Consider the following 12770-nt stretch of genomic DNA (forward strand, 5'->3'; position numbering starts at 1 on the left):
GGTTTCCTCCGTACGATTTTTCATTGTACGGAGATGCTACGCTGGCATTGCCTAGCGCACCAGTCGGCGCGGACGCGCGTCAGCCCATCAATACGCGACGATGTCGGCGAGGCATTGCTGCGTCACGGTCATGCGCGCGGCGATGTGGCTCTCGTCCTTGCAGTCCATATTCATTGCAAACACGGTGACGGAGGACCCCTTCTCGACCCAGCCAACCAGCCAGCCGAGCGAGGGCTTGCCGTTCTCGGCGCCGAGGAGGCCGCTCTTGGCGCGGATGATGGCGTCTCCCACCTTCGTCACCGGCAGGATGTCGCGCGTCAGCTCCTGGGCGCGCTTGGAGACCGGCAACGTGCCGCGCCGCAGGCGATCCACGAAATCGATCTGCTGCACCGGATCGATGCGCAGATTTCCGGTCAGCCAGAACTGGTCGATGCCGCCGCCGATGTCGCGGTTGCCGTATTCGAGCAGGTCGAGATATTTCTTCATCCGCTCTTCGCCGATGCGCCGCGCGATCTCCTGATAGACCGGCACTGCGGAAACGGCGATCGCCGAACGCAGCGTATGGTCCTTGTTCCAGGCCTCGATGCTGCGCGTCACGCCGTCCCACTTGAACACGTCCTTGTCGGGATCCTCGACCACGCCAGTGTCCAGCGCGATGATCGAATTCGGGATCTTGAAGGTCGAGGCCGGCAATTTGCTCTCGCTCGACCTCCGCTTGTCGCTGGCGATGATCAGGTAGTCGTCGACCTTGTAGGCGACGAAGGTGCCCTCGGTGCCGAGCTCGAAGAATCGCCGCGCCAGGCCGTCGCGAAACTCGTTGCGCTGGTAGGACACGTTGGCGAAGCTACGTGTTGGCAAGACGGACGCGGCGGTGAAGAGACCGAGCGCTTGGCGGCGATTGATCACGACAGATCCTGGATGGGTTGAGGAGCACGCCATGATGGATGCCATCGTGATGAAACGATGGCAAGAACCTTACCGTGCGCGACCCGACAGGCGGAGCACGAAGACCAGCACTTCCGCCACCGCCTTGTAGAGCTCGACCGGGATTTCGTCGCCGAGCTCGACATTGGACAGCGCGCCCGCCAGGACCTCGTTTTCCTCGATCGGGATGTCGTGGGCTTTGGCGAGCTCGATGATCCTGGCGCCGATTGCGCCCCTGCCCTTGGCAACCACCGTCGGCGCGCCGCTGTGGTCGTAATGCAGGGCGACCGCGAGCTGGCTCTTGGTATCGACGCTCATAGCGCGCGGTCCAGGAAATGGCCGGCGCGAGCCGGCGTCGCCTGCGGCGGCGCGCCGTCCTGGATCACGATGTCGCCGGGCAGAAGCTCGGCCCGGCTCAGCGCCTGACTCAACTGCGGGGCGCCGGCGCGAAGCTGCGCGGCGGTCGCCGGACGTTCCGCCCACATCCGCACCGACGTCTTGTCGCCGATGAGCGAGACCAGCGCATGGACCGGGCCCGCCGGTTCGACATCGAGCGAGAAACGCGCCCGCCAGACGCGCTTGGCCGCCTCGGTTTCAACGCCGCCGCCGTCGCGGGAAATCTCGAACTGCGCCATCGCCGTGCCCTGCGGGGTCGCGAACGGGATTTCGAAATGCCAGCGCGGCGACGAGGTGTCGATCTGCGGGGTCGCGCTATCAATGCGGTCCGGCAGCGACGCCACCTGCAACAGCGTCTGCCGCGCCAGCGCGGCGTCGGTGTCGCCAAGCAGATGATGCGCGGCAGTGGCGAGCGGCATATCCGGCGCGACCGATGGCGAGGCGACGGGCTGGGCGGCGGGAAGGGAACCACGGAACGGCGGTGGCGGCGTGTTGGTATGGACGGTGACGTCGGCGGCGATGTCATTAGGGCGCGCTGAATTGCCGAGCTCCTGCAGCAGATTCAGCGTTGCGCCGGCGGAGGGGCCGGTATTTGACGCGCCGCGAGCGATACCGCCTAATGTTACGAGATCGTCGGCAACCGGAACGCGCGCCTGCGGCAACAGGATTTCCTCGACCTCGATACCTGATGGCGCGAGGCTTTGCGTCAGCACGGGATGCGCCGCGACCTGTCCCGTTGCGGTGGAGGCCGGCGGCGGGGCATCCGCCCTGCCAAGCGACGACTGCAGGGTCTGCCGCAGCACGATCAGCGCAGCCTTCAGATCGGGAGCGCCCGCGGCCGACGGTGCGGTGCCGGCGGCCAGCGACGCCTCCAAGAACAGGCCGGAGCGTTCGAACGCATTCTTGATGTCGCCGCCGTCAAGATTCTGGTCGACCCGGGTCTGCTGCGCCAGCACTTGCGCAATCGCCTGCTGCAACCTCGGCGGCAGGTTGCCAGCGGCGGCCAGTGCGCCGAGATTGGCAAACAGCGGCGCCAGGCTCTGCTGCAGCGTCGCCGCATTCTGCGCGGCATTGTCGACGGCCAAGCGCTCCACCGGCGTGAGCACGTTCCTGGATTGGGCTGTCGTCGAGGGATTGGCAGCGGCGTCAAGCAGCGCGTCGGGCGACAGCGTCACCGCGTCGGCGGTGACATCGCCCTGCCCGACCATCGCGAGACGGATCCCGTCCCTGGTCTGGGACACCGCGAGTTGCAGCGCCTGGCCTTCCTTCAGGGGAACCTCCGAAAGCACGTCGATCGACAGGCTCGAGATCGCGATCCGCACCAGATCGGCGGAGAGCACCTTCAGCACCTGCGCATTGATCACGCTGCCCGGCTGCAGCACGAGATCGGGTGCGACGCTGCCCGCCTCCTTGGCGGAAAGCACCGGCAGCACGGGATTGATGGTCAGGGCCATGTCGGAGGTCTCGGCTGGAAAGCCGAAGGCTAGCTCCGCGCCGTAAACCCCCCGTTAACTTTGCAGGTGGCGGTTGCGGCAAACGAATTCAGTTCAGCGTCTTCAGGATGCTGGCGGCCGCATTGAAATCGACCAGCCGTGCGGCGCGGCGTGCGGCGACCTCCTCGTCCACGCCCCACTGCTCGATGTTCCAGTCCTCGTCGACATGGGCGGCGGCCCAGATCTGAGCGGCGTCCCGAAAGCGGTGGGTCAAGGCCAGCGCAAGCAGTGCCGAGCCGGTGAGCGTCGTCACCACGTGCAGCGCCGCCACCGACCATGGATCGTTCGGAAACGCCTCGCGCGCGGCTTTGATCGCGCTTTCCGGCTGGGCGACGTGCAAGATGCCTTCCGCGAGGATGAAATGCGCGCCGAGCGTATCCGCAGCCCAGAACAGGATCGGATCCCAATGCTCTGCCTCGCGTGCGACCAGCGCCTCCGGATGGCCGGCGCGATAGAACAACAGATCCGAGCCGAGATATTTCGCAGCGTCGTCAGCGACCACGTCGACGCGATCAACCACGCCTTCGATCACGCTGTTGGCGAAGCGCGTCAGCGGCATGGTCAGCGGATCGATCGTCTCTCCTTGCGCGTTCCACTCGGCAGCGACGGCGTCCGCGATCGCGCGCGAGGGCACCGTCACCTTCTTTCCGGATGGCGTACGGATCGGCCGGCCGTCGAGCGTCACGGCAAAACCGCCATCCTCCTCAGCGACATCGGCGCCGCCGTAGAACCGCTTGCGCTGCGGCGCGCGCGTGTTCCGACGCGCCGCCTCCTGCGGATCCAGCGGGGACTGTCCCGCTGCTTCATCGAACAATTCGCGCATGTGTTCGCAGGCTTCCGTTGGGCTTCATCTGCCCGCAGGATAAGTCAGGCGTCGCGGCAAATAAAGCCAGTGTTCAGGCGTCAGTCGCGTGCGGCGCAACTGCGCGAATAGGCGGCGCGATCGGCGGGATCGAGGCCGGCAGCGGCTCCCTCGTCGAGGCAGCCGCGGATACGGTCACCGAACGATCGGCGGGTCGACGCGCGGGGAGTTGGCAGTGACGGCAACTGAGCTTCGGATTCGCCGCGCATCATGGGCGTCGTCGGCGCCACGATCTTCGGTGGCGGCGGCGGCGCAGGAGGGGGCGGCAAAAGGTTCGGGTTGGTGCCAGGCGTAATGAACTGTGCCGACGCAGCGGGCGCTCCGATCAGCAAGGCGAGAGTAAGTAGAAGCGCTGAACATCTCATAGAGGATATGTCGGGATGCCCCTTTGAAACCGCAAATAAATTATTCTTCAGGGGCGTTCTCGATCGGATCGAACCGGCTGGTGTCGAGCCCAAGCAGGTTCCAGGATTGCTGCATATGCGGCGGCAGCGGCGCGGTGGCGTCGATCACCCCGCCGCGCGGATGCGGGATCACGATGCGCCGTGCGAGCAGATGCAGCCTGTTCTGCAACCCGCCCGGAAGTTCCCAATTCTCGCGATTGAAATATTTGGGATCGCCCACGATCGCGTGATCGATATGCGCCATATGCGCGCGCAATTGATGGGTGCGGCCCGTGACCGGCTTCAGCGATACCCACGCCAGCTTCTGCGCCGCGGTTTCGACCACCGCGTAATAGGTCACGGCGTGGCTTGCACCCTCGTCGCCATGGGCGGCGATCCGCATGATCGTATCGTCCTCGCCCTCCTCCTTCGCCAGATAGGTCGAGATACGGCCCTGCTTCGGTTTCGGCACGCCGGCCACCAGCGCCCAATAGATCTTGCGCGCCGAGCGCGAACGAAACGCGCCGGTGAGATGCGTCGCCGCAAACCGCGTCTTCGCGACCAAAAGGCAGCCCGAGGTTTCCTTGTCGAGCCGATGCACAAGGCGCGGCTTCTGGCCCTTGGCGTCGCGCATCACTTCCAACATCTGATCGACATGGCGCGTGGTGCCGGAGCCGCCCTGCACGGCAAGCCCGGCAGGCTTGTTGAGCACCAGCACGTCGGCGTCCTCGAACAGCGTCATCTCCTTCAGTGCGACGAGCGTCTTGCTCTGCGCTTCCGACAGCACGCCGAGCGCCTTAGGCGCGTCCAGCCGCAACGGCGGAATCCGCACGCTCTGCCCTGCCGTGAGCCGATCCTTGCTGTCGGCCCGCTTGCCGTTGACCCGCAGCTCGCCTTTGCGGACGATGCGCTGGATGTGGGAGAACGACAGCCCCGGAAACCGCGCTTCGAGGAAGCGGTCGACACGCATATTGTCCTCGTCCGCAGTCACGGTGACGGTCTGGACTTTGGTCGGCAGCGGCAATTCCGCGGCAGCCTTGACCGGCTCGGCCGGCGGCGGCCTGTCTCGTCGCGGCTCGGCAAAGCGCGGCGGCTTGCCATGCGGGCGATGCGAGGACGGTCGCTCGCTCTGCACGCGATCCTTGTCCTGCCGGCTGCGGTCATGACGTGCGTTCTTCGGACGCTCGGCGCGGGCACCCGATTTCGATTCAGTTCTTTTGATACGACGGCTCATGCCGTTTTTCCAAACTCTCGAGACATCGATCAACGGGTGCCGTACGGCACCAGCGCAGTGTAGAGGACACGAAGCAAGGCAGTTCTCCTTGGGCGATAGTACATGACCAGACAGCAGCGAGCCCTACGTCCCGCCCCGCTCCTTCCTGAGCCTTGCCCAATAGTCCAGCCGCTTGCGGATTTCGCGCTCGAAGCCGCGGTCGGGCGGATCGTAAAAGGTCTGGCGGCCCAGGGCTTCCGGGAAGTAGTCCTGGCCGGAGAAGGCGTCGGGCGCATCGTGGTCGTATTGGTAGCCGGAGCCATAGCCCTCGGACTTCATGAGCTTGGTCGGCGAGTTCAGGATGTGCTTGGGCGGCAGCAGCGAGCCGCCCTCCTTCGCGACCTGCTTCGCCGCGCCGAATGCGGTGTAGACCGCGTTCGATTTCGGCGCTGTGGCGACATAGACCACGGCCTGCGCGATCGCGAGCTCACCCTCGGGCGAGCCGAGAAAATCGTAGGCGTCCTTGGCGGCGTTGGCGATCACCAGCGCCTGCGGATCGGCAAGGCCGATGTCCTCCACCGCCATGCGCACCACGCGCCGCGCCAGGAACAGCGGGTCTTCGCCGGCATCGAGCATGCGCGCGAAATAATAGAGCGCCGCGTCCGGATCGGAGCCACGCACCGACTTATGCAGCGCCGAGATCAGGTTGTAATGGCCGTCGGCTGACTTGTCGTAGATCGGCGCACGGCGCTGCAGGATGTCCTGCAACTGGGCCGAGTTGAAAACCTCATCCTTGCGCGCAGAGCGCCAGACCTCTTCGGCGAGCGTCAACGCGGCGCGGCCGTCACCATCGGCCATCCGCACCAGCACGGCGCGTGCTTCCGCATCCAGAGGCAGCTTCCTGCCCTCGACCTGTTCGGCATGGGAGTAAAGCTTTTCGATCGCTTCCGCGTCGAGCGAATGGAACACCAGTACGCGCGCCCGTGACAGGAGCGCGGCGTTGAGTTCGAAGGATGGATTTTCGGTGGTGGCGCCGACCAGCACCACCGTGCCGTCTTCCATCACAGGCAGGAAGGAATCCTGCTGCGCGCGGTTGAAGCGATGGACCTCGTCGACGAACAACAGCGTGCCCTTGCCGGTCTCGCGCCGCGCACGTGCCGCGTCGAACGCCTTCTTCAAGTCGGCAACGCCGGAAAACACCGCGGAAATCTGCTCGAAATGCAGCTCGGTCGCGTCGGCCAGAAGCCGTGCCACTGTGGTCTTGCCGGTGCCCGGCGGGCCCCAGAAGATCAGCGAACCAAGCGTGCGCGTCTCCAGCATGCGCGTCAGCGCGCCGTCGGGCCCGAGGATGTGGTCCTGGCCGACGACGTCGGACAGCTTTCGCGGACGCAACCGGTCGGGGAGCGGATGCGGCGCATCCTGCTCCATCCCTGCCGCGGCAAAGAGATTGGTGGAGGGTTCGTGCTGGCGCTTCGCGCTCATCCGCCGAGTGTCACGTTGATCTGCTGGCCGCCCCGCACCAGCGTGATGCGCCAGATCCGCGACGCCGCTTTCGAAGCCTTGTCGAGATCGCCAGTGCGCGCGATCTTCTGGTTGTTGACGGCAAGGATGATGTCGCCCTTCTGGAAGCCGACATTAGCAGCCGTGCCGTCATCGGCGAGATCGGTGACCACGACGCCTTCGGCCCCGGCATCGAGATGCAACTCATCCGCGAGCGCCGGCGAAATGTTTGCAACCTTGGCGCCCTGGAACGGCGAGCGCGCGGTCAGCACGATCTCGTCACGTCCGGTATCGGGCGCGGTTTCCAGTGGCACCGTGAGCTTGATGGTCTTGCCGCCACGCTGGACGTCGATCTGAGCGGTGCCGCCGAGCGGACGGGTTGCAAAACGGTAGTCGAAGGCGTTGGGATCATCGATGGTCTGGCCATCGATCGCAACGATCAGGTCCGACAGTTTCAGCCCTGCGTGCGCCGCCGGGCTGTTCGGCGCGACGTTGGCGACCAGCGCACCGTTGGGCAGCTTCAGCCCCAGCGTCTCAGCGATGTCAGGCGTCACCGCCTGCAGCCGCGCGCCAAGCCATGGCCGCTTAACCGCCTTGCCGCCGCTCTTGGCGGAGGCCACCACCACGCGCACCATGTTGGCGGGAATCGCAAAGCCGATGCCCTGCGAACCGCCGGAGCGCGAGAATATCGCGGTGTTGATGCCGGCGAGCCGCCCGGTCATGTCGACCAGCGCGCCGCCGGAATTGCCGGGATTGATGGCGGCATCGGTCTGGATGAAGAACTGGTAGTCGGTGATGCCGACTTGCGTGCGCGCGAGCGCCGAGATGATGCCATGTGTCACGGTCTGGCCGACGCCGAAGGGATTGCCGATCGCAAGCACGACATCGCCGACCAGGAGTTCGTCGGAATTGGCGAAGTCGAGCGTCGCGAATTTTTCCTTGCCGTCCTTCACGCGCAGCACCGCGAGGTCGGTGCGGCTGTCCTTGAGCACGATCTCGGCCTCGAACTCGCGCTTGTCGGCGAGCGATATCTTCACCTGGTCGGCGCCCTCGATGACGTGGTTGTTGGTGACGACGAGACCGGAAGGATCGACCATCACGCCGGAGCCGAGCGAGCGCTGCATCTGCTCGGGCTGGCCGGGCACGCCGAAGAAGCGGCGGAAGATCGGGTCATCCAGGAACGGGTTGCGGTTCTGGACCGTCTTGGCGGCGTAGACATTGACGACCGCGGGCTGCACGCGCTGCACGATCGGCGCGTAAGACAGTTTCAGCTCGGCCTGCGAGGACGGCACGCGGCGGTCCTGCGCCAGCGCCGGTGTCGCGACAGCGGCTGAAATCAACAACACGGCGGCTAAGCGAATCAGCGTCATGCAAGAATCCCGGGAATTTGTCGTTGTGATATAGGCGCGAGCCGGCGGCGAGAGAAGCGATTGCTTTACTTCAGGCGGCGGTCTGCGCCGCTTCGATGGGGTCAGGCGCGGGCGCACAGGAGAGCCGCGCCCGGTGGGTTTCGCCCCATTGCTTCAGGATCTCGATCACCGGCCGCAGGCTCTCACCGATTTCGGACACGGTGTACTCGACCCGCGGCGGCACCTCGGCATAGACCTTGCGGATGATGAGCTTGTCTTCCTCAAGCGCACGGAGCTGCTTGGTCAGCATGCGCTGGGTGATGCCGGGCATCCGCCGCCGCAACTCGCCGAACCGCTGGGTGCCGGACAACAGATGGAACAGGATGACACCCTTCCATTTGCCATCGATCAGGTCGAGCGTCGCCTCGACTGCGCAGCCCGGTCGATGGGCAAAATTCCGCCGTTTCATGAGGCTTTTTTCCAATAGTATCCGAACAGGGACTAGTTCCCTGAATTTACCGTACTTGCCAACTTGGCGCCAGCGCGACAGTTAGATCGCAATGCCAGACAAGGGAGAAGGCAAATGAAGGCCGTCGGATACAAGGAATCCCTGCCGATCGAGGACTCTGAATCGCTGTTCGATTTCGATGCCGCCAAACCGGAACCCAAGGGGCGCGACATCCGGGTCGCCGTCAAGGCGATCTCGGCCAACCCGGTCGATTACAAGGTGCGCAAGCGCGCTGCGCCGCCCGAGGGCGAGGTCAAGATTTTGGGATTTGACGCGGCCGGCGTGGTCGACGCCGTCGGCCCGGACGTCAGCCTGTTCAAGCCCGGCGACGAAGTATTTTATGCCGGCTCGATCCTGCGCCAGGGCACCAATTCGGAATTCCATCTGGTCGATGAGCGGATCGTCGGCGCCAAGCCAAAGACGCTCTCATTCGCGCAGGCCGCCGCCCTGCCCCTGACCTCGATCACAGCCTGGGAATTGCTGTTCGACCGGCTTGGCGCCGTGCCCGGCAAGAGCCTCGATCCGCGTACGCTCCTGATCGTCGGCGGCGCCGGCGGCGTCGGCTCGATCCTGATCCAGCTTGCGCGGCGGCTGACCGGCCTGACGGTGGTCGCGACCGCGACGCGGCCGGAGTCGCAGAAGTGGTGTCTCGAACTTGGCGCGCATGCGGTGGTCGATCACGGCAAGCCGATGAAGGAGCAGATCGAGAAATTGAAGCTGCCGCCGGTCGGCCTCGTCGCCAGCCTCACCTACACCGACCAGCACTACAAGGCGATCGCCGATTTCATGGCGCCGCAGGGCAAGTTCGGCCTGATCGACGATCCGCCGGAATTCAACGTCAGTGCGTTCAAGGGCAAGGCGATCTCGGTGCACTGGGAATCGATGTTCACGCGCTCCTCGTTCCAGACGCCGGACATGATCGCGCAGCATCATCTGCTGAACGACGTCGCCGACCTCATCGACAAGGGCGTGTTGCGCACGACCCTCGCCGAGACGTTCGGCACGATCAACGCGGCCAATCTGAAGCGCGCCCATGCCTTGCTCGAAAGCGGCAAGTCGCGCGGCAAGATCGTGCTGGAGGGGTGGTAGCCACAGTCGCGTAGGGTGGGCAAAGCGTAGCGTGCCCACCTTCTCGCGGCGCACTTGTGATGGTGGGCACGCTTCGCTTTGCCCACCCTCATATGGGGCTTTGTGAGTCAAGGCTCTTGAACCGGTGCGGGTTGGGTTTTTGCAGTGAGAGGGCGGCGCGCGGAGCCATGCGTAGCGCAGCGCGACGACCGGGCCCCGGGCGAGGATTGGCTTCCGAAGATTTCTGCAGCTCACTGCATCACCTCATATCCGGTCGGATCGGCTGATCCGTACCCACATTCCGCATGCTTGCGGCGAGGAAGCCAAGAGGATGAGACCCATCTACAAAGCGGCCTGGTTGGGCCCCTGGGTGGCACGGTCATCATCCATCCTGTACGGGGCGCGCGGCGCGGAGCCGCCTCGCCCTGGTGGCGTGGTCCGGTGCTAGGCCTTCATCACGGCCTGCTCCGGAACAAGGCCGGTGGTGAGATAGCGCCACAGCGCCACGATCAGCTTGCGCGCCAGCGCGACGATGGCGATGCGCTTGGCGCGCTTGCCGGCGTTTTCGGTGCGGGTGCGGAACCAGCGGCTGAGCGCGCTGTCCGGCTGATGGCGCAGCCAGAGCCAGGCCAGTTCGATCGTCTTGTGGCGGGCGCGCCGGTTGCCGGCCTTGCTGATCCCCTGCTCGCGATCGATGCTGCCGCTTTGCCAGGGACTGGGCGCCAATCCGCAATAGCTGGCGACCTCGCGCCGGTTGCGGAAGTCCTTGTAGAACACCTCGTTCACCAGCGTCGCGGCAAACGCCGGGCCGAGCGCCTTGAGCTGCTGCAACTGATCCCGTCGCTTCGCCATCGGCGCCGGCGCCGCGGCGGCTTCCGCCGCGACTTCTGCCGCGACTTCTGTAGCGACTTGGGCCTGCTCCAGCGCCTTGAGCTGGTCGCGCACCAGCATCAGCCGGGCATGCTCGCGCTTCACTTCGGCCAGAAGCTGCGGCGGCAGCGGCTGCCCTTGCCAGTCCCGCTGCTGCTCCAGCCAGGCGAGCCAGGTCCGTCGTCGCAAGGTGCCGGCCGCCATGCCCAACAGGCGCAGCAGCGCCTTGATCCGGTTGGTGTGCCCCGTCTGCTCCTTCACCAGTCGTTCGCGTTCGCGGCTGGCGCGCCGGGCGTCCTCCTCGGCCACGCTCGGCACCCGGACGATCCGCACCACCCGCGGCTCGCCTCGCAAATGAGCCATCAAGGTGCGCAGCAGAAGCTCGCCATCGATCCGGTCTGTCTTCGCCCGCCGCGCCCGTTGCTCCACCGCGATGCTCGCCGGGTCGAAGATGAAGTTGGTGATCCCAGCCGCCGCGAGCAGCCGGTGCAGCCAGAAGCCGTCATAGCCAGCCTCGTAGCAGCTCACCACCCGCGGCGCCGCTCCAAGCTTCGCAGTCGCCCGGGCCTTGACCTGCTCGATCAGCGCCAGCAGCCCGGCGTGATCGCCGCCTTCCAGCTTGTGGCGCGATATCCGGTCCCGATCCGGACTGTGCAGCGTCACCAGCCACGTCTTCTGACTCAGTTCGATCGCAACGAAAATCGTGCCACAATGCCCGGCGGTGGGCGTGTTCTTGGTCAATGCTTGCATCAGACTCTCCGATGGTTCGAGTGTGGAAACCCAAACCTACCGGAAAGGGCGCGCTCACCGCCCCATGGAATCTACAACTACAACCGTACTGACGGACGCGTCGCTTCGGCAGGCGTTGACCGCTCGATGAAGCCCTTGGCGAGCGCGTGGTAAATTCCTTCCTCGCAAACCAGTCGCGAGGTGCCGTAGGCAATCAATGCGGCGGTCATCAGTGGCACCACCATGGTATGCTCGCCGGTCATCTCGGTCACGATGACGAACGCTGTGATGGGAGCTTGCACGACACCGGCGAAATACGAGACCATGCCGAGCAGCATGATCGCCGCCACGGGCGTCGCGTGAAAGAAGGATGCGACGTTAGAGCCCAATCCGGCGCCCACCGCCAACGAAGGCGAAAAGATGCCGCCGGGAATGCCACTGATGGCTGCCAGGGCGGTGGCCAGGAGCTTCAGCAAACCAAAGCTGTCAGGCAACGGTGCGCCGCTCTCGAGTGCAGTCTTCACCTCTGAGTAGCCCGTGCCATAGATCATGTCGCCGGACGCCAGTCCACAGAGTGCGACCGCCAAGCCGCACAGCGCAGCAAACGGCACTGAATGACGTCGAATGGCGCGTCCGAGGAGGCCAGGAAGCCCGCGCGCCACGGTAATGACGATGCGGCTGAACAGGCCGCCCATCAAACCGCCGACGACTCCGCAAACGGGAATAGCGAGCCAGTCGATGCCGCGGCTGAGTGTCACCGCGCTCGTGCCGAAATAATCATAGTTGCCCATCAGGGCGAGCGACGTCAGGCCCGCTGCAATGACAGCCGCGATGATCAGGCTGCTGGTGCGCGTTTCGAAGGCACGGCTCATCTCCTCGATGCCAAACACGATGCCCGCGAGCGGCGTGTTGAAGGCGGCGGCAACGCCGGCCGCGGCCCCGGCCAGGATCAATCCCGGCTGCCGGCGTGGCGACACGCGCCCGATTGCGAACATGATGGACGCACCGACCTGGACCGTCGGTCCTTCGCGGCCGATCGAAGCACCGCATAGCAGGCCAAAGAGGGTCAGGATGATCTTTCCGACCGCGATACGGATGGATACGAGCCGTTCCCTCGCCTGCCGGCTGGTGAGATGACGCGCGGCAATCGCCTGCGGAATGCCGCTGCCCTGGGCGTTCGGAAACAGTCTGGCCGTGAGCAACGAGGACAGGCCGAAACCGATCGGCGTGACGAAAAGCGGTGCATAGCGTGATTTCGACAGCAGCATCGCGAAGGCCTGCTGGGCCAGGTCGGAGATCTGAGCCAGCAGCACCGCAGCTCCGCCAACAACGATGCCGCCGAGCAGAAAAATCGCACGTCGCTGCCAGCGCGCCGAGGTGATCTTAACCAGCCGCTGATGGCGGGTAGACAAGGTCAGTTTCATGAAACGGTTCTACGCAATCCGAGCCTCCGGCAAAAGCGCGGATCACGGCGT

Annotated in this window: 12 protein-coding genes; 1 reads left to right on the forward strand and 11 read right to left on the reverse strand. The window is 65.2% G+C overall.

All coding sequences use genetic code 11. From position 1 onward, the window contains the following. Positions 1–87: 87 nt before the first annotated feature. From blaOXA to ACVJGD_RS10765, 9 genes are all read right to left on the reverse strand, one after another. Positions 88–906 carry a class D beta-lactamase gene (blaOXA, locus tag ACVJGD_RS10725; RefSeq protein WP_456634326.1) on the reverse strand — a complete coding sequence of 273 codons (819 nt, stop codon included), beginning with the start codon at positions 904–906 and terminating at the stop codon, positions 88–90. 69 nt (positions 907–975) lie between these two features. Next, a complete protein-coding gene (locus ACVJGD_RS10730) occupies positions 976–1242 on the reverse strand; it encodes an EscU/YscU/HrcU family type III secretion system export apparatus switch protein (protein WP_456634327.1) in 267 nt (88 codons plus the stop codon). After that, entirely contained in the window at positions 1239–2774 is a 1536-nt protein-coding gene (gene fliK, locus ACVJGD_RS10735) for a flagellar hook-length control protein FliK (RefSeq protein WP_456634328.1), read from the reverse strand. Before fliK ends, ACVJGD_RS10730 begins: the two co-directional genes overlap by 4 nt. An 88-nt stretch (positions 2775–2862) precedes the next feature. Then, a complete protein-coding gene (locus tag ACVJGD_RS10740; RefSeq protein WP_456634329.1) occupies positions 2863–3636 on the reverse strand; it encodes an ATP12 family chaperone protein in 774 nt (257 codons plus the stop codon). Positions 3637–3716: 80 nt separating this feature from the next. Continuing rightward, entirely contained in the window at positions 3717–4040 is a 324-nt protein-coding gene (locus ACVJGD_RS10745) for a hypothetical protein (RefSeq protein ID WP_456634330.1), read from the reverse strand. A gap of 40 nt (positions 4041–4080) precedes the next feature. Next, positions 4081–5292 carry an RluA family pseudouridine synthase gene (locus tag ACVJGD_RS10750; RefSeq protein WP_456634331.1) on the reverse strand — a complete coding sequence of 404 codons (1212 nt, stop codon included), beginning with the start codon at positions 5290–5292 and terminating at the stop codon, positions 4081–4083. Positions 5293–5415: 123 nt separating this feature from the next. Further along, positions 5416–6753, reverse strand: coding sequence for a replication-associated recombination protein A (locus tag ACVJGD_RS10755; protein WP_456634332.1), 1338 nt, complete (start codon positions 6751–6753; stop codon positions 5416–5418). Beyond that, entirely contained in the window at positions 6750–8141 is a 1392-nt protein-coding gene (locus ACVJGD_RS10760) for a DegQ family serine endoprotease (RefSeq protein ID WP_456634333.1), read from the reverse strand. The genes ACVJGD_RS10755 and ACVJGD_RS10760 overlap by 4 nt, the downstream gene beginning before the upstream one ends. Before the next feature lie 70 nt (positions 8142–8211). After that, entirely contained in the window at positions 8212–8589 is a 378-nt protein-coding gene (locus ACVJGD_RS10765; RefSeq protein ID WP_130580938.1) for a winged helix-turn-helix transcriptional regulator, read from the reverse strand. A 114-nt stretch (positions 8590–8703) separates the two neighbouring features. Here ACVJGD_RS10765 and ACVJGD_RS10770 point away from each other — a divergent pair, with 114 nt between their 5' ends. After that, the gene (locus ACVJGD_RS10770; RefSeq protein ID WP_456634334.1) at positions 8704–9717 is read left to right on the forward strand and encodes a zinc-binding alcohol dehydrogenase family protein; all 1014 of its coding nucleotides are present in this window, start codon (positions 8704–8706) and stop codon (positions 9715–9717) included. A gap of 423 nt (positions 9718–10140) precedes the next feature. On the opposite strand, the gene ACVJGD_RS10775 is transcribed toward ACVJGD_RS10770, so the two are convergent. Beyond that, on the reverse strand, positions 10141–11316 hold the full coding sequence (locus ACVJGD_RS10775) for an IS110 family RNA-guided transposase (protein WP_456632918.1): 1176 nt from the start codon (positions 11314–11316) through the stop codon (positions 10141–10143). 77 nt (positions 11317–11393) lie between these two features. Then, positions 11394–12719 (reverse strand): chloride channel protein, encoded by a 1326-nt coding sequence (locus tag ACVJGD_RS10780; RefSeq protein WP_456634335.1) that lies wholly within the window; start codon positions 12717–12719, stop codon positions 11394–11396. Positions 12720–12770 lie beyond the last annotated feature (51 nt).

The organism is Bradyrhizobium sp. USDA 10063 (genome assembly GCF_054063735.1).

Bases quoted from the DNA above. Each gene is read 5' to 3' on its own strand.
- ACVJGD_RS10780 (WP_456634335.1), bottom strand. From the start codon at position 12,719: ATGAAACTGACCTTGTCTACCCGCCATCAGCGGCTGGTTAAGATCACC.
- ACVJGD_RS10740 (WP_456634329.1), bottom strand. From the start codon at position 3,636: ATGCGCGAATTGTTCGATGAAGCAGCGGGACAGTCCCCGCTGGATCCG.
- fliK (WP_456634328.1), bottom strand. From the start codon at position 2,774: ATGGCCCTGACCATCAATCCCGTGCTGCCGGTGCTTTCCGCCAAGGAG.
- ACVJGD_RS10745 (WP_456634330.1), bottom strand. From the start codon at position 4,040: ATGAGATGTTCAGCGCTTCTACTTACTCTCGCCTTGCTGATCGGAGCG.
- ACVJGD_RS10755 (WP_456634332.1), bottom strand. From the start codon at position 6,753: ATGAGCGCGAAGCGCCAGCACGAACCCTCCACCAATCTCTTTGCCGCG.
- ACVJGD_RS10770 (WP_456634334.1), top strand. From the start codon at position 8,704: ATGAAGGCCGTCGGATACAAGGAATCCCTGCCGATCGAGGACTCTGAA.
- ACVJGD_RS10730 (WP_456634327.1), bottom strand. From the start codon at position 1,242: ATGAGCGTCGATACCAAGAGCCAGCTCGCGGTCGCCCTGCATTACGAC.
- ACVJGD_RS10750 (WP_456634331.1), bottom strand. From the start codon at position 5,292: ATGAGCCGTCGTATCAAAAGAACTGAATCGAAATCGGGTGCCCGCGCC.
- ACVJGD_RS10765 (WP_130580938.1), bottom strand. From the start codon at position 8,589: ATGAAACGGCGGAATTTTGCCCATCGACCGGGCTGCGCAGTCGAGGCG.
- ACVJGD_RS10775 (WP_456632918.1), bottom strand. From the start codon at position 11,316: ATGCAAGCATTGACCAAGAACACGCCCACCGCCGGGCATTGTGGCACG.
- ACVJGD_RS10760 (WP_456634333.1), bottom strand. From the start codon at position 8,141: ATGACGCTGATTCGCTTAGCCGCCGTGTTGTTGATTTCAGCCGCTGTC.